The following is a 16,987-nucleotide window of genomic DNA, read 5'->3' on the forward strand; positions in this document are numbered from 1 at the left end:
TAACATGACCAACCTACTTTCACTGAACAACGTAACCGTTAAGCGCGGTAAGCGAAACGTACTTAACAACATCACATGCCAAGTACCCGAAGGTAAGCTCATTGTGCTGGTGGGCGAAAATGGGGCGGGTAAGTCTACACTTATTCACACCATTGCCGGTAACCTGCACTTTCAAGGGCAGCTAAGTTTAAAAGGGCGCTGCATTAGGCAATGGAGTGAAGCTGAATTAGCCCCTTTGCGCGCAGTAATGACCCAGCAAAACGCGCTTAACTTTCAACTAGGTGTGCCCGAGCTCATTGCCATGGGGCGTTTTCCCATCGCTGAGTCAGAGCAGCAAAAGCGGCAGCGCGTTGCTGAATTTATAGACCACTTAAACTTACATAAACTCGTTAACCGGCACACGGGGCAGCTATCTGGCGGTGAGTTACAGCGGGTGAATATAGCCAGAAGCTTTGCGCAACTCGACGCGTTTACCACGCAAAAGCACAGCAAACTACTATTATTAGATGAACCTACTTCAGCACTAGATTTACACTTTCAGCACCATCTTATGCAGCTAGTACGCAAATTCACTGCCAAGGGCAATACGGCTATTGTGGCAATACACGATTTAAATTTAGCATCGCTTTACGCCGACGATGTTATGTTATTAAGCGGTGGCGAACTCATTAAATTTGGCGCTAAAGACACCGTACTAACCCCTGAATTTTTAGAGCCTGTATATGACACGCAAATGCACGTACAGCCTCATCCAGACCTACATATTCCAATGATATTTTCAGAACCCAAGGAGCTCCTTAATGAGAACGCAGGCATTAACTGACGCAAAAGCATTACTGCGCGCGTGTGAAACGGGCGTTATTTCTACTATTTCGTATAATTTACGCGGCTACCCGTTTGGGTCGGTGTCGCCCTTTATTAGCTGTAGCGAAGGCAAGCTGTATTTTTACATCAGTGATATTGCGCAGCACGCTAAAAACTTAGAAAAAGACAGCCGCATGAGCCTAACGGTTTTTCATCAGGCAGAAGAGGGCGATCAAAATGCCCACGGCCGAGTTACCGTGGTTGGTGATGCTAAACCAATAAAAGGCGACAAAGCTGAGCAAATTTTAGAGCAGTACGTACTGCGCTTTCCAGAGGCCGAAACCTACAAACAAGCCCACGATTTTAAAATATGGCAAATGGACATAGTGCGCGTACGCTATATTGGCGGGTTTGGTAAAATCTTCTGGTTAGAGCAAGAAGAATGGAGTGCACCGGCTAGCCCTTGGGATTTTGAGGCAGAAACCGGCATGATTGCGCACATGAACGAAGACCACCAAGACGCTATGGCGCTTATATTAGCTCATCATCACAGTGTGCAAGACGACGCGCCTACCATGACAGGCGTAGTCACCGACGGATTTTACATTCGCTCGAAAGATAAAAACTACTATGTGCCCTTTGAAAACGTGTGCATCAAGCATGAAGACGTGCGCATGGAACTGGTAAGACTAACCAACCGCGCCAGAAAATCTCAGGCTGCATAGTCTAAAAGGCATGTGATGGGCATACTAAGAAGGCGCTGTTAAATAACGGCGCCTGAAATACATTGCTCGTTTAGTGTTATTGACGTTTCACGAGCGCAATCGATTATCGCTAGGTTAACAGGTCAAATATCGGCTAAAGAGAATATACCCTCATACTTCTATATTCGGTATAGCTGGCGCTTGCGATCTTAGGTGTTGTGTTCGTGCCAAAATATGCGCTTGCACCTCAGCCATGTAATGTCGGTCTTCTTCGGTAAAATGCGGTTCTTGAGTTATTTTTTCGATAAATGATTGCTGCGTCAGCATGGCTATGACCTTATCTGCCAAATTACATAACTGGCGAGACAAGAGCTTTTTATTTAACCCGCAGGTTTCAGCGAAATCAGCCATTTGGTAGGCATTTATACTTTTGGGGTCAAACTCATCGCCCATCGCCATAGCCAGTACATGCTTAAATTGCTCAAACATGGCAACATTCACTAAATCATAGGCTGGCGTGAATCGATTATTGCGTTTATCAAAAAACAGCGAGACGTTTTTTCCATGACTGTCGTAGTTGCTGATCATCAAGTTAAATAGCTGCCAGTTGATAAGCCATTGAAGACTTTCAACAGGAGAAGCCATAGTTTTTGCCAGTTCAAAGAGTTGAGGTAAGCTTGCGCCGTCCCGAATATGTTGTACGTCTCTGCCATCCCCTAAGTTTCGCTCGTATTTGTAATCCCTTGGCAGGTTAAGTGCTTGGCAGCCATCAATCACATGTCTGCGAAAAACCTTAAGCTGTTCAGGTGCATACTTACGGTCGAAGCGCTTCACAATCAATGCTGGATATTGCTCAAATCGCGTGAACGCTACTTCAGCGGTAGGCAGTTCCACTGCCTTTGACAGCTTCATACAGAAGTATTCATTGAGTACGAGATTGGGACAATTGTGCTTCTCAAACTTGAGAATATGTGTTGAGCATAACGTCCCATCACCAAACCCGATTTGCCCTTCCTCGTTGATGAGTACATTGAGCTTGTCTTGTATTCCCGCCACACTCAGCCTTGGTTTGTCGTCCCACGTCAACAGGCCTATGTCTTCCTTACTGGCAAGCCGCTTAGTTAGCTCGTCAGCTTCGACCACTCTAAATTGTGGCTCATTTGCCTCTGATGAAAACTCTGACTTATCTTCACTCGCCTTAAATGTAACGGCCCCCGCCAGATCATTGCCAATGGCTCTGACTTGGGAATAGACATGTCTTTCTGAGACTCCAAGATGATCAGCTAAGAGCTTTCGCGCTTCCCCTTCTGGTAAAGCGTTGTCGATATAGTTGTAGGCAACTTCACGGGAGTGAGCGTTGTCTAGTGTTAGCGCCGGAGAGAGTGGGTAGCCCGTTTCCTGCCAACCCGACTCATATTCTAGTTTGAGCAGGTTGGTGCTTTTATCCAAAGCTAACGTGCCAATTCTTTGTTCTGCTAAAAAGATGAGCAAAGCGTATGCTGAGGGCTGATTGATATTATCTGCTTGCATGGCTGTTATACCCACTCGTCATTACTTACATTTGAGTGGCTTCGCTTTTCAATCGAATCAGGAGTAAGCGACGGTGAGGTAAGCTTGATACCTATTCCATTTAGCACCGCAAATGTGGCAGCTAGAGTGCAATTGTTATTGCCATTTTCAATTCGAGATAAGGTATTGATACCCACATTACATAGTGCGGCGCAATCAGCGAGTTTCATACCCATCGCCGTGCGCTTTGCTTTAATGAGTTGCCCCAGCACATGCGCATCATTTATAAACTGTGCCTGAGGCATTTTTGAGGAAGTCACTTTCTTTGCCATCTAATATACACCAATGCTGACGTTAATATTCTTCAGTATTAGTGATTATAGATTGATATTAATGAATAACAAGTTTATTAACCGTTAGTGGTGATTTAAAGTGAGAGATTAACTTCATCATAAATATTCACTAGCAATGGTGAATTAATAAAGTGATATTTCAATTAGAAAATATAAATCAAGCCCACGCCCACTTCCGTTTCATAATTGCTGCGCGCGATTGGGCTATCTCTTACCTCACTGCTGTAGTACTCAAAAAGCGCTTCGCCATACACCTGCCAACTGTCACTGATATAGTGTCGGAACGTATAGTCAAGGCCAACTGAACGAAGGCCGCCGCTCAAGTTAGTTGCAGCCAATCCAGACGCCTCGGCCTGTTCAGCATTTATACCAAAGCCTCTATTGGCGTATTCACTATCGTGGAACACTGCTACCAAGTTCACCTCATGGCCCGTACCATCGGTTTGATCGCCAAATCGGCGGCCTACGCCAAATAGGCCTAGGTTGCCATCGCCGCCAGTTACTACTCGGCTAACCAGCCAATAGCGCCAATCGGCAGTAAATGCCCGTCGTGCTTGAAGCACCAATTCAAACCCTTCATCTTGTTCACCTAAGCCATCGAGATTGCCATCGTCAGAGTCACCTTCTTCTCGACCCTCTTCAAACCCTAATAAAGCTTCTAACAACCATTTGTCATTTCGCAGCCCTCGCCAACCAACGGCTTCTCCAGCAAAGTAAAAAATGTTATCACCGCTGCGCCACTGTACTGCCCCCGCTGGTTGAAGTTCTAATCCGAATTCATCCGAGCCTTCGTAGGCGGTTTCGTATTCAATACCTAAGCCGAGGCCAAAACTCCAACCGTCTTCCCCCTTGGTAAAGTCGTCAAGGGAAGGTAAAGGCACCAATGCTTCAGTACTTTCCTGTGCCCACGCCAATTGAATAGTAAGGCAATAAATACAGGCAATTAATGAGATAGCCTTTTTCATGTTCAGTAACTCCACATCGTTATTTTTAATTATAAGTTCTTAGTTGCGTGACACGTCAAACAGCCGAGTTTGCTATTGAGTTTCGCACCATGGTTAATTAGTGTTGTTGAATCAACTGATAAGCTAAATAACACGTTGCGCTAGTAACGCAGATATTTGGTTTAACATGGGCATGAGTATAGACGACCGTTCAGCGGTGCATATTGAAAATGTAGAAGCTGTTGATTTTATGTATGAATGGCCAATGATTATTCGACTATATCCACTAGCAGCTCGTGAAAAAAACTAACCGCTAATACAAAAATAGGGTATTTCGTTGTGTGTTCACTGTATAAATACATGTGATACGAACCTAGGAGCAGAGTAAGTGTTAGTTAGCGATACAGTTTTAGGCAGGGCACCGTTAAAAAGTGGTTTTGCCCTTACAGCATTTGGTCTCACCCTGTTGTTTACGTTAATGGAACCAGAATCTTCTTACGGACTAAACTTTTTCCAACGGCTACTATTCTGGTTTCTGCAAATTTCGGCTGCTTTACTTGGGTTAATGTTTGCTAGCTACATCACTACTAAAATGCCACCAAAGCAATTTCCCTTGTACTTATTACTACTTATATCTGGGCTTTTAGGGGCCGTGTTGGTTTCCCCTATTTTTGCTTCTATCGATTATTGGTTTCCCGGCTTAGAAGATGAGCCGGACAGTTGGGTTGATATGCTCGATCAGAAAGGTCCGTTCTTTCGGGTAGTATCAGAATTTCTTGAAGTGACTCCGGGCATCATCACGTTATGGTTTTTAATAAACATTCCATTACTTCTCAACGTTACCTATAAGCTGCCTACGGAGAAAAATAGCCCGCATCCACCGAAGAAGAAGCGTAGAACAGAAAAAGAGCTAGAGCTAGAAAAACGAGAAAAGCTAAAGGCTGAATTTTACGAAAGGCTTCCGAAAGTGCTTGGCCGAGATATCATTTCTATAAGCTCCGAACTTCATTATGTAAACGTGAAAACCACAAAAGGGAATACACTCATTCTTGGTGCACTAAATCTAATAGCGGAGGCACTCGACGATGAAGGTGTATTAATTCATCGTTCTCATTGGGTGCACAAAAACCACGTTGATAGAATGCACATTTCAAGCAGCGATGCGTGGTGCGAAATGTCTAATGGCGCAAAGCTGCCTATTAGTAGAGGTAAGCGTAAGCTCGTAAAGCTGTATTTTGGTAGTGAAACGAAGGTGGATAATGCAGCGGGTTAATTGATAACATTGAAACACCACTAATTATATAAGTGCTATTTGAGAAGTCTCTCGCCAATTACCTGCACAGTACTTGTAAATAGTGTAATGCATGCCAAAGAAATTCAGCTATTAAACTTGACGCCGCTTACGACTCCTTTCAGGATAAGCAAAACGTTCATTAAGTTAATTGAATATAAGGTTTCCGTTATGAAAATAGATATCGCACTTTTAGAAGGGCAAAAACTACAGGCCAGTTTTGGCAAGCATCAAATAATCAGTGACCAAAGCGTATCAGCCGGAGGCGATGAATCTCACCCTGAGCCGTTCGATTACTTCTTAGCTAGCATGCCGTTATGTGCAGCGTTTTTTATCCGCAAATTTTGTGACGCAAGAGACATCAGCACAGACGGAATTAGTATTAGCCAAGACCATAGCAGCAGTGCAGAAGATAAATTTAAAAAGACATTTGCTATTAAAGTAACCTTGCCTGACGATTTCCCTGAGAAATATAAAAAGCCACTTTTAGCGTCTGCCAACAGCTGCACAGTAAAGAAAGTGATTCAGGCGATGCCCGATTTTACTATTCAAATTGAAGAATAGTATTGAAATTGCAGAGTAAAATGTAGAGTGAAGAGCAACAGGTGAGTTAAGCAGCCTCGTTATTTATAGTAATTTTTTAGCTGCTTGCTTTCTTAATCCGGAAAATATGGCGTCTGCCACATAGGCTGGAAAACTGTCGGGAATTTTGTCTTCTACGATAGCAATAACGGTTTCAACATTATCGATAAAATATTCATAGTGTGCCGCAGCTTTATCTGCGGGATAAGAAATGCTTCTAGCAGTTGATATAAAATGACGAGGCTGAATGTCGTTCCACTTCCAGTGGGTATTTCTTCCTTTTAACGACATCGCCATTTTTATTTTCTGGGGTTGTAGCGCTCGTTTAGACATTACTGGAAAGGCGGAAAGCACATCATAAAGAGGTGTCATTTTGTATGAGTTTCCAGGCTCTAAAAATACGCTAAAATTTTTGCTATGGCCGTCGATGGCTGCGATTAACCAAAAGAAAATCTGAGTTTTAAAAAAGGTAGATCTGTCTTTCACGTTTGAAGATGCTCTCAGCAAATTTAAACAATCAGATATCCCTGGGCCGCCATCCGACTGGTACTTTTGAGCAGATGAGAGCCCCATAGCCTGGCAAAAATCCTCTTGAGGCAGACGCATAAGCCATGAGTTATCAGAGGCGTATTTACGATCGAAGCGTTCAACACTTAAAACCTTCTGTTTGTTAAAGTAGAGCACTTCTGAATTAGCCACGCTAAACCCGAAGGCCCTTGCAAGCTCTAGGCAAATAAACTCGTTTTCACAGCTATCAGTTAGATCGATGCCTACCTGAGGTAATTCACCCATTGGTAACTTCATTATATGACTTGTAGGTGTTGATCCAGTGGGCTTAGCCCACTGATGACCTACTTTAAGTAGAGCGGTTTTCTCCTGAGTGCCAGCAATGGAAATGCGAAAGTCTTCATCAATTTCCATTCCAAGCGGTGAATGTTTGTAGCCTTGCAATAACCTTTCAATATCTTGAGTAGACAACACGTTATAGTTGAGTTGGTTAACCGCTTTTGGTTGCTGTGAAGATAGTTGAATAGCGCCCACACAATCTTTACCTATAGCGGCCAAAAGGTCGAAAGCATGCCCAGAGCCCACATTGAACCTAGCTTGTATCTTATTTCGAATGTTTGGGTTGTCGGGAAGTAAATTGTCAAAAAAGTTATACACTACGTCGCCAGAATATTTTTGCTTTGTAATGGGTAATGATAACGATATAGGACGTGTGCCTGGGCGGTGCATCCACGCCTCTGCATAAGAAAAATGTAGGCCACCATTTTTATCTTTTGACAGCGTACCTACTGCAGTGCCATTAAGGCTTACTAACAATTCCATATTACCATTCCTGATCCCAGCCACCCTTTGTCTTATGGTCGTTTTCACTTACATTTCTTGGCTTAAGCTCAATAGTGAGCTCTAGCTCGTGGGCAATTTTAAATAGGGTGTCAATTCGAGAGGTTCCTGCAGAATTCTCAATAGCAGAGATGGTTTTTTGCTTTAATCCAATATGCTCCGCCACATCGGTTTGCGTTCGATTTAGCGTATTTCTTTGCAGCTTTAAGTAATCTGCTAGTTCTTTCGAATTATTTAGCTTCACCATGTTTCTCCGCTATTATCACCTTCGGCATCACTTTCGAGGGAATATGAAATCGCGATACCCTAAAAGGTATACAAGATTAAATATACCCTTGATGGTATATATGTCAATTTATACCTTTTGAGGTATAGAGGGCTGGCGTGGCTAATTTTCACAAATAGCGCTTTCGAGGTGCGTTAATCCATTGAAGTAAAGGTGGGACAGGCAATGCCAGAGCTTACTATTCAAATTGAAAAATAGTATTGAAATTGCAGAGTAAAATGTAGAGCGAAGAGGAGGCTAGTGAAACAGCCCCTGCGTTTATTCGATATGGTGTACATCAAAAGGCGTATCAAAAACGCCTTTGCTTTTAAGTAAGCGCAAGGCTTTACTGAATGATTCTTCCAACCCTGAGTGTTCAGAGCGCTTAGACAGTGCGAGATATACCTTTCTATCGTCTCTTACTGTGTAGTTTTGCTGTAAAATTGTGTCTGTTAAGCCTTGTGCTTGCAGCAAATAGTTAAGCCGTTGTTCAGAGCCAATAAAAGCATCTATACGTTCATTGCGTAACAAATTGATAAGCTGCAAGTGAGAGTTAGCAGGCACTTTTGTAAAACTGGTGGCATCATCAAATTCTGGAAAGTACAAACTAAAGCGGGTAAGACCAATAATTTTCCCGTTCAGATCGGCAAATGAATCAATAGAAGTTTCTGACCCTTTTCTAGCGTAAAAGGTTTGAACGCTGCCATCTGCCACAGAGGGTTCAATAAAGTGCAAAAACTCTGCTCTTGCGTCGCTATAGGTTAACCCAATGAATACATCTACCAACCCCTTTTCAAGCAACACAATGCAGCGGGCAAATGGGCATTCTACAAATTTCAAACGCATATTCAGCCGCTCGGCAATCAGCGTCATGGCATTAACGTTTATACCCGTTGGTGGCTTGCCTTCTGACAATATGGAATAGGGGGGGAAATGATTTATCGCAAATCGTAAAACGGGTTGGGTTTTGGGCCACTGCGTTTTGTTCGATTCAGTTTGATGCGCAGGCTCAGCATTTATGCGTGTTTCACTAGCCAGCCCAAAGCTCACTACAGCTAAAAAGAAAAACATTGTTGCTTTACACCACATACCTGCTCCAACGAATTAGTAACACTTAAGCAATTACACTTCGTGCTCATCAGTATATCAGACTATATAAGGTAGATGGTTTAACTCAGTCGACAATAACAACAACAGCAGAGTGATAGGTAATACTTAACGGGCCGCTAGTGACAAAGCGTTCGAATGTTGGGTTGTCGGTTCTATACAGCGTAACTTTGGTTGACGCCATAAAGCCAAGGGGCAAGGGCAACGGGTGGGTATCAAACGAGAAGTTATACATTACGTATGCCCGAGCATCCTTAAAGCGCAGTTCGTAAGCGAAAAGCTTGTTGGCTACATCTACCTCATAAATGCGCATATCTGCCGTGGTAAGTGGGCCATACTGTTCAATAAACGACGTAAGCTCTACCACCTCGACATTCCCATCAACAGCAACATCTGCGTCAGCTTCGACATTGCTTAACGGCTTGGTAGGGAATACGGCGACTGCTTTTAGCGCTTCAAATAAACGCACTTCCCGAGCAGATAAATTAGCAGGCAAACTCCCCAGAGCAGCGCAGCTTTCAACTACAGTGCCAGCCTCTTCATTCCCTAAAGCCTTCATTAGCCCCTCGTTCAGTAATGCCACATCTCGCTTATCGCTGCTTACCGAAAAAAAGCGGCAAACTGCGTTGTTCCACACTGCCCTTCGCCATGGTTCGGTATAACTAGGCTTAGGTTCGCTGTGCTGGGTTTGAAAAAACCACACAGCGCCAGCGAGTACTAGGGCGGTTAGCAATAATAGAAGTGATAGACCTTTTTTGATGAGAGCCTCGTTGGATTGTGTTGGGTTTACCGATGGTTAGCGTTGTTGGGGTAAGGGCTTGTGGGTTGTTACGACTTAAGGGGAGAAAAGGGGTATTTCTTCTAAATATGCTAATAGCGTTATATTCACACAGTACAGTAACCCATCACCCCAAGGGCTAAAAGAGTTTAGCCACCCCATTACATATTGCTAGCTTTTAATTGCAAGCAAGTACCGAAAATACGTACCATCAAACAATAATCGGTTTTACAGAAAAAAAAGGTAATTGGGGAGCTAACTTGGTTTATCGAGCTATTATTAACGCCCTTATAGACGATGACTCATGGAGCGGAGAAGGCACTTGGGATATTAAAGAGGAAAGCGAAAAAGAGGTGCCTATAACCCGCGAACCGAAAGGTCGCATTAGAGCGACCCATACAGCAAACCTTCTAGGCTGTAGATTTAATAACGAACAACGGTATATATGTAAGATCTTTACCGCTCGCTCTTAAAGATAGTTAGTAATTTATTCGAAGCTAATCACATGATTCAAGTATTAATATCTAATTGAAAACTGTTAACATCTACACAGAATACTAATAAAAAGGGAATTTTATGGAAATTAAATTTATTGGCGCGACTAAAGGAGTTAGTGGTTCTTGTTCTCTATTGAAACATCCGCAACATGACATATCATTTCTGGTTGACTGTGGCTTACATATAGGAGAAGGCAACGCAGACTGGACTAATAAACAGAATTTTCCATTTGATGCAAAAAACATAAATTTTGTGTTGCTAACTCACGCTCACCTAGATCACTGTGGTTTAATACCTAAGCTCTACAAACATGGTTTTAGTGGAAAGGTTTATTGTACTAAAGCTACAGCGGAACTTGCGAACATAGCGATGTTTGATTGTGCAAAAATATCTGATTTTTACGATATATCTGATGTAAAGAGTGTCGAGTTTGAGCATATAGATAGTAAACCAAACTCTGGCTGGGGGAAACTCTTCGGGCTAGGACCCAACTTAAGGGCCTCGTTTCTCAGAGGCAGCCATATTTTGGGGGCAAGTAGTATTTGTATCAATTGGGCTTTCGAAGAGGACAGCAAACGGGAGGGGAAAACAATCTTGTTTAGCGGTGATGTAGGGTGTAATTTCTCAGGGCGTGAATATCTTCCTTTACTTAAAGCGAATCAAATTCCCTTCGCCAATACTGACTATATAGTTACAGAGTCTACTTATGGTGGCAGAAAGAGAGATAAAGTATTTAAGTCAGATGAAAATAGGCTAGCTGCTCTTGAAGACCTGATAGTAGCCAAAGTAATTGATAAAGGTGGTAAGTTATTCATTCCAGCTTTCTCTATTCATAGAACTCAAGAAATCATCTACGACATATACCGAGTAATATCTTCGCTAATCGATAAATCTTTAATTCAAAAACATCTAGCGGAACGAGAAGGTTATGAGCAAGAAAAGTTTGCTGTTTTTATTGATTCCCCGATGGCAATTAAAGCGAACCGCACCTATTCAAAAGAACTTTTCAAATCTAACCTCAAGGGTAAATATCCTTACAAAAGTGAAGGAATCAGTGCGCAAGATGTAAGAGCCCTTAAAGAAATTTTTGAGAGTAATAACTTTACGTTTAGGTGCAAGGACGTCGATGTTGGCTTCATTAGTTTGATCGACAGAACGAATGCTAAACAAAACTCGAGTAAGAAAAAGAACAAAATTATACAACCAGAAACAGCGGGCCTGCGAGGAAGCATTATTGTGGCAAGCTCAGGCATGTGTGAAGCAGGTCCGATTGTGAGTTACCTAGATGACTTTGGTAACGATCCTAAAAATACAGTAGTTATTACAGGTTTCCAGAGCGCTGGTAGTCGAGGAAAAATGATATTGGATGGCAATGACGAGAGTGTTAAATGCGAAGTTATCGATTTGTCGTCATACTATTCGGCACATGCAGATGAAAATGATCTACTGGACTTTCTATTTTCATTAAAAAATGGAGGTGAAGCTGAAAAGAAAACGACAGTTTTTATTAATCATGGAACAACGGGCTCAAAAGGTGACCTTGAACGAGCTATAAAAGAAAGGACGTCTGAAGGCGATCTTCGTAGTAGACAAATCGCTAATGTAATAACACTCGATGGGAGTCATGACTGGTTTGACCTAAATACAGGGAAAGAATTTTCAGTTGAAGAATGCGATATGAAAAAAGAAATTGCTTCATTACATGAAAAAATTGATAGCTTGATTTCGTTAGTTTCTAAGCTGTCATTAAATAATTTAAGTACTTAAATCTGTTTAAAAGCGTTAGCCTTTTCTTGCCAACCTTCAAAATAAAGCCAGCTTTATTTTGACAATTATGAAAGCGTTGGTAATGCGATTGAGGTTTTTCATGGGTTGATTGATGGTAATCACTTAAACGTAGATTGATAGACTTGCCCTCCGAAGGTAAAGGTCACCGGTTCATTACCTTTACTCCGTATATCTACACTTTGGAAAATTAGAGCATCCTAAAAACTTATTTCCTGCATTTAGGCCACGTTTCGCTATACGCTCGACGAGCGTGTTTCCGCATTTTGGGCACTGTGCTTGTTTGAACGCCTCCTTAATTTCAAGTGTCTCGGCTGTCTCTATCTTCTCCACTTTCTCTGTTGCATCTATCGTTGTAGCAGTTGGCGCAGCCTGCACTTTTTGAATAAGTGACAAGAGTTCTACACCACTTAATAATTGAATCGGTTTGCCCTTCGCGAAGTCACAAGCTTGTTGAGTGAATTTACCTGAACAGATAACAATGACTTTTTCGGCATTACTGGCGGTGAGTACTCCATACATTTCTCGTATTACGCTCACTCCTACTTTTTGAGACTTCCATTGTTTGCACTGAACTAACGTACGCTCTCCGTTTTTTATCAACTCTAAGTCTATTCCACCGTCAGCTCCGAAACCTCCTTCCGTCACTCGAAAGTCCTGTCTTCGAAAAGCTTCTGCGACTAATTCTTCAAAGTTGCGCCAATGCATTTGCCGAATAGTTTCGATGCTTTTTTGAGTGTCTAATTGCTTTGCTTTACGTCGTGAGTTAAAAAATGAAAACGGAGCAATAAGCAGTATAATTAACGCAAAGTAAGGTCCTGGAACTGCTATGCCCTGAAGTAACATATTGATGAGTTGATTTTCTGTTTGAATAGAAGGAAGAAAATGGGTCATACCGAAATAGGTAATGACTGCTGTCATAACTGAAACCCACCATGGAGCCTCAAAAAGTAAATCGGCAAATGAAGTGTTCTTTCTTGGCATAGGTAAACATCCTTGTTTTGAGTATTTATTCAGTTTCGCTAAATTCAGATTTAGTTTTTATCTAACAGCTCCCAAGTGACATTCATCGGCTTTTCACCCTCATGACCCTTATACTTCACTTCGCCATAAAACGTAAAGGGGGAAGCAGTTTTCCCTCTGAGCTTACTCTCTCGAATAAACAAATAGACTGAACTATCTATTTTTTCATGTTCAACAATCTCTCTACCGCGCTTATTCGCTGGCGAAGTGCTATTTTGAGATTGCCAATGAAAATGTTTATCGTCAATAAAATAGTCATGATACTGATGGTCTTCTGCCTTACCTTGTTTGTTCAATGTAACCAGCAGAATTTGTACATTTTTTTCCTTCAGTACCACATGCCCCGACTGCCAGTTCCCTGGATTGAACTCTTCATTAAACAGCGGCGGAATATCCTCTCGCATAAATTCCTGGCCAACAAACAGTTGCAGCGGGTCTACTTTTCCTTTTAAGCGAGCAAATGTCACCATGTCTTCGCTAGCGTTAATATCGTCATAATCGGGATTAGCGGCCCTGAGCGTATATGTGCCGTCATCATTTTTTCGCACTTTCCTTAGTAAGTACTGATTATCGCCTGAGGTATCTTGCCGCTCTATAGCAACTGTTGTGTTACTTATGCTTCCTGCATTATTTGAGGTGATTTGTTCCAGCAACAAATAATCACCGTCGTGGATTGGGTTCCTACCACCATTCATAGAGTTGCCCGACGCACGAGCAATAAAGTGTTTTGAGCTATCCAAGTTTCCGAAACCAGATGGTGCATTCACAAGTTCAGAGGCTTCTGCATTCCCTGTTTTGAAATGACCACACGCAATCTTTATATCTGGGAAAAACGGCAGCTGCTCGACACTTGGAAAATCAATTACGCTATTTGAGCTTTTGTGAGCGGTTAAATGTCTGAACTTATAGGCAGTTAAACGTTGTTTATTAACTTCATTGGTCATTTCTAAGAACGTAATAAAATGAGATGCCTTGACACTCTGATTAAATCCGAAACGCTGCGCGTTTCTACTAAACCACACTGTTTGTGATTTTTGCTCCTTAGTACACCAATACTTTACCGGATTGCTTCGCCAATAACTTCTCCAAGTAGAAGGACTTAGAATTTTGAGATCTTGATTACTCTCTGGTAAATCGCTAATCCACTCGGGATTTTCTAAAAACCATTGTTTTGACCACTCTGCTAGCTCATTGGTTGTGACTTGCATTTGAAATGCACGCCTTTCAATTAAGGTCGCTATCAGCACTAATTTGAAGCACTTGTTTGTTTTGGTTACTGCTAAGTCTTTAAACCATTGCAAATGCAGCTCTAAAACTTCTAACTCGTCGGCAGTAAGGTCGTCTTTGCTATCAACAAATTCCCACCACGAACCACGGTTTCTGCGAAGCTTTTCCATGTTGGCGCCAGCGTTATAAAACTCGGCATAAGTTGGTCTTCGACCCAACGTTGCTTTTAATTTTTCATACTGAATATCTAGCTCATCTTCTGCAAGGCTTGCTAGAAAATCTATAAATTCAAGATCGAAGTTGATGTAGCAGCCATCTGGCAACAACTTATCTGGTTTTCTGGCAGCCTGAACAATTTCGCGCCCATTAAGTGGCTTATCTCCGAGGCTTGAAAGTAGCATTTCAGGGCGATTTAAAAAGCTGTGGTGGTTACCCACAAAATCAAGAATGACTAACCTTTCTTTTCCTTCGCTTTGACGTAGGCCACGCCCCATTTGTTGTAAAAATAAGATTTTGGATTCTGTCGGGCGTAGCAGAAGCACAGTATCTATTTGCGGTAAGTCTACACCTTCATTGAAAAGATCGACTGAGAACAAAATATCAATATCGCCGTTACTTAATTTCTCGATCGCCTCACTGCGAGTAAGTGTTGAATCTGAGTGCACGCTCGCAGCTTTTATGCCTTGCTGGTTAAAATAATCGGCCATGTAGTCAGCATGTTTACGCGATACACAAAATGCCAATGAGGTGCTTTGTGCTTTTTCTTTCCACTCGCTCAGTGCGTGTTTTGCGCGGGCTTTTGTCGCTAACTTATTAGAAAGTTTCTCTGGATCGAACCTACCATTTCGCCATGGCAAATGTTCGTAATCCACTTCTTTATCAAATATACCGTAATAAGAGAACGGACAGAGTATCTCCGCCTTTACCCCATCAAATAAATCTTGTTGATAAATTAGATTGTTATCACAAAGCTTTAAAATGTCACTTCCATCTGTTCTGTTTGGCGTTGCAGTTAAGCCCAACATAAATTTAGGAGTGAAATGTTCCAATAGCCTCTTATAGCCATTAGCTGCGGCATGATGAAATTCATCAACTACGATAAAATCGAATGTAGTAGATTCGAACTGACTAAGGTGGCTTGCTTGACCTATTGTCTGCACTGAGGCAAACAACATGTCGTACTCACGATCTTTCTGCTTTCCGCTATACCGACCTACTTTTTTGTTTGGCAGTATCTTCAAAAAGCTGGCTTCTGCTTGCAGTAAAATCTCTTCCCTATGAGCAATAAATAAAACTTTTTTTGCATTGAATTGCGCCGCATCAAAAGCGGCTAAGTAGGTTTTGCCCATGCCGGTGGCCAGCACCACTAGGCCATTAACTGCCCCAGCTTCTCGGGCTTGGCTAAGTGCCTGCAGCGCAGCAGTTTGGTGTTCTTTGGGAGAGGGGATTTCATGTTCTGCTTCATCTGGAAGCGAAACTGAAGAGTATAAAGGCGTCACTTTTCTAGCTGCGTTGTAGCGAATCTCGTATTCTTTTATCCAATCAAAGGTGAGTGGCTGAACCTGTTGAAGCGTGAATAGATGACTGTACTCATTACGAATTTGCTGGATTCTATCTGTCGCCTCACGATCTTTTTCATTGGGGAAATCTATTCGGTAATTCCACTCTATGCCGTCGGTAAGAGCTGTTTTACTAATGTTGCTAGAGCCAATAAAAGCACTGGCTTTTTGCATACCGTATTCATTTTTTTTTACGAAAATATAAGACTTTAAATGAAAGCTGGTGGCTTGTTTACTCTCAAATATTCGAATGTCGGCACCACGCTCGCTAAGCAGCATTAACTGCTTGAGAGCTTGTGGTTCGGTAATGTTCATATAGTCGGATGTTAAAAGCGATAAGCTTACCTGTCGCTCTTTTGATTGCATTGCATCTTCTATATCCTGAAACAGCAGGTTTAATCCAGAGTTACGGATAAAAGAAACTGCAATTTCAATATCGGTAGCCGTTTTAAGAGCATTACGAATTTCATGTATAAGATAGTTTTCGCTTCTACCCGTTATTAAATAATTACTAACTGTCATTTGCTTCCTGCATTAACTAACTCAACCGTCACCCATTCAACATCACTACGCTTTAACCCATCCTTACCAGGAACCGGATTTAAATTGCGCGCTGTTAAACCATTTTCTGCCGCCAGTGATTGCAGCTCTTCATAGCTAACAGGGTACATAGGCCGTTCTGGGTCGCTTGGGCCAAAGCGCAGGCTTATGTACATTCGCCCATTTGCTGAGAGTAATTCGGCAAGGCGCTTTATAGCCGTTGGCCTGTCATCTATTGGCAGGTGCATCCATACGGCAGAGAGTAAAATAAGGTCGAAGTGTTTGTGTTTGTGTTTGTGTGCGGTAGGTAAATTGGCCAGCGCGGGTAGGGCGGCATTACACCAGGTCACGTTTTCTTGCGAGTTTTGCTTGGCTAACTTAAGTAATGCTTCGGCAGGCTCTGTTGCTGTTACCTGCCAACCTTTTGCGGCCAGCCAATTAGCGTCGCGCCCACTGCCTGCGCCAACGTCTAATGCACTAGTGGGCTGTGTGTTTGCAAGTGCTTGTTCAAGGTAGCCGTGCACACTGTCTGCACTTATCGATTGATAAAGCGTGTAGTAGTGTTCTGCGTTAGCACTGTAATGGCTAATGGTTGTGTTCAATACTAAAAATCCCTCTTTGTATGCGGCGCCAGTTTATCTGCGCTTTTTCTTGTTTTGCGTATACTGCCG

General features: G+C 42.4%; 16 protein-coding genes. 6 read left to right on the forward strand and 10 right to left on the reverse strand.

What is annotated here, in order from left to right; genetic code table 11:
* Nucleotides 1-4 precede the first annotated feature (4 nt).
* Both AC27HD_RS10670 and AC27HD_RS10675 read left to right on the forward strand, forming a co-directional pair.
* Nucleotides 5-823 carry a heme ABC transporter ATP-binding protein gene (locus AC27HD_RS10670; RefSeq protein WP_487105700.1) on the forward strand — a complete coding sequence of 273 codons (819 nt, stop codon included), beginning with the start codon at nt 5-7 and terminating at the stop codon, nt 821-823.
* A complete protein-coding gene (locus AC27HD_RS10675; protein WP_487105702.1) occupies nt 801-1,529 on the forward strand; it encodes a HugZ family pyridoxamine 5'-phosphate oxidase in 729 nt (242 codons plus the stop codon). The genes AC27HD_RS10670 and AC27HD_RS10675 overlap by 23 nt, the downstream gene beginning before the upstream one ends.
* A 150-nt stretch (nt 1,530-1,679) precedes the next feature.
* On the opposite strand, the gene AC27HD_RS10680 is transcribed toward AC27HD_RS10675, so the two are convergent.
* The 3 genes from AC27HD_RS10680 to AC27HD_RS10690 all read right to left on the reverse strand — a co-directional run bounded on the left by AC27HD_RS10680 (nt 1,680) and on the right by AC27HD_RS10690 (nt 4,335).
* The gene (locus tag AC27HD_RS10680) at nt 1,680-3,038 is read right to left on the reverse strand and encodes a HipA domain-containing protein (RefSeq protein ID WP_487105703.1); all 1,359 of its coding nucleotides are present in this window, start codon (nt 3,036-3,038) and stop codon (nt 1,680-1,682) included.
* Nucleotides 3,039-3,043: 5 nt separating this feature from the next.
* Nucleotides 3,044-3,349, reverse strand: coding sequence for a helix-turn-helix domain-containing protein (locus AC27HD_RS10685; RefSeq protein WP_487105704.1), 306 nt, complete (start codon nt 3,347-3,349; stop codon nt 3,044-3,046).
* Nucleotides 3,350-3,513: 164 nt separating this feature from the next.
* Entirely contained in the window at nt 3,514-4,335 is an 822-nt protein-coding gene (locus AC27HD_RS10690) for a MipA/OmpV family protein (RefSeq protein WP_487105706.1), read from the reverse strand.
* Between the two features lie 367 nt (nt 4,336-4,702).
* Between AC27HD_RS10690 and AC27HD_RS10695 the strand changes: the two genes are divergently transcribed.
* Both AC27HD_RS10695 and AC27HD_RS10700 read left to right on the forward strand, forming a co-directional pair.
* Nucleotides 4,703-5,587, forward strand: coding sequence for a LytTR family DNA-binding domain-containing protein (locus AC27HD_RS10695; protein WP_487105708.1), 885 nt, complete (start codon nt 4,703-4,705; stop codon nt 5,585-5,587).
* Between the two features lie 189 nt (nt 5,588-5,776).
* A complete protein-coding gene (locus AC27HD_RS10700) occupies nt 5,777-6,169 on the forward strand; it encodes an OsmC family protein (RefSeq protein ID WP_487105710.1) in 393 nt (130 codons plus the stop codon).
* Nucleotides 6,170-6,232: 63 nt separating this feature from the next.
* Here the strand turns inward: AC27HD_RS10700 and AC27HD_RS10705 are convergent, their stop codons facing one another.
* The 4 genes from AC27HD_RS10705 to AC27HD_RS10720 form a co-directional block, all read right to left on the reverse strand.
* On the reverse strand, nt 6,233-7,516 hold the full coding sequence (locus AC27HD_RS10705) for a type II toxin-antitoxin system HipA family toxin (RefSeq protein WP_487105712.1): 1,284 nt from the start codon (nt 7,514-7,516) through the stop codon (nt 6,233-6,235).
* 1 nt (nt 7,517) lies between these two features.
* Entirely contained in the window at nt 7,518-7,781 is a 264-nt protein-coding gene (locus tag AC27HD_RS10710; protein ID WP_487105714.1) for a helix-turn-helix domain-containing protein, read from the reverse strand.
* A gap of 297 nt (nt 7,782-8,078) precedes the next feature.
* The gene (locus AC27HD_RS10715) at nt 8,079-8,888 is read right to left on the reverse strand and encodes a substrate-binding periplasmic protein (protein WP_487105716.1); all 810 of its coding nucleotides are present in this window, start codon (nt 8,886-8,888) and stop codon (nt 8,079-8,081) included.
* A gap of 85 nt (nt 8,889-8,973) precedes the next feature.
* Nucleotides 8,974-9,639 (reverse strand): hypothetical protein, encoded by a 666-nt coding sequence (locus tag AC27HD_RS10720; RefSeq protein ID WP_487105718.1) that lies wholly within the window; start codon nt 9,637-9,639, stop codon nt 8,974-8,976.
* A 305-nt stretch (nt 9,640-9,944) separates the two neighbouring features.
* On the opposite strand from AC27HD_RS10720, the gene AC27HD_RS10725 reads away from it, so the two are divergent.
* Both AC27HD_RS10725 and AC27HD_RS10730 read left to right on the forward strand, forming a co-directional pair.
* Complete coding sequence (locus AC27HD_RS10725; protein WP_487105720.1) at nt 9,945-10,157, forward strand: hypothetical protein; 213 nt, start codon at nt 9,945-9,947, stop codon at nt 10,155-10,157.
* A 103-nt stretch (nt 10,158-10,260) separates the two neighbouring features.
* Nucleotides 10,261-11,949: an MBL fold metallo-hydrolase gene (locus tag AC27HD_RS10730; RefSeq protein WP_487105722.1), complete on the forward strand. Its 1,689-nt coding sequence runs from the start codon at nt 10,261-10,263 to the stop codon at nt 11,947-11,949.
* A 180-nt stretch (nt 11,950-12,129) separates the two neighbouring features.
* On the opposite strand, the gene AC27HD_RS10735 is transcribed toward AC27HD_RS10730, so the two are convergent.
* Genes AC27HD_RS10735 through AC27HD_RS10745 form a run of 3 tightly spaced genes read right to left on the reverse strand, consistent with a single transcriptional unit; the run spans nt 12,130 to nt 16,918 of the window.
* Nucleotides 12,130-12,951, reverse strand: a complete 822-nt coding sequence (locus tag AC27HD_RS10735; protein ID WP_487105724.1) for a restriction endonuclease — start codon at nt 12,949-12,951, stop codon at nt 12,130-12,132.
* Between the two features lie 50 nt (nt 12,952-13,001).
* A complete protein-coding gene (locus AC27HD_RS10740; protein WP_487105726.1) occupies nt 13,002-16,298 on the reverse strand; it encodes a DUF3427 domain-containing protein in 3,297 nt (1,098 codons plus the stop codon).
* Nucleotides 16,295-16,918, reverse strand: coding sequence for a class I SAM-dependent methyltransferase (locus tag AC27HD_RS10745; protein WP_487105728.1), 624 nt, complete (start codon nt 16,916-16,918; stop codon nt 16,295-16,297). The genes AC27HD_RS10740 and AC27HD_RS10745 overlap by 4 nt, the downstream gene beginning before the upstream one ends.
* Nucleotides 16,919-16,987 lie beyond the last annotated feature (69 nt).

This window comes from Alteromonas sp. 4NS20-0143, assembly GCF_057542855.1.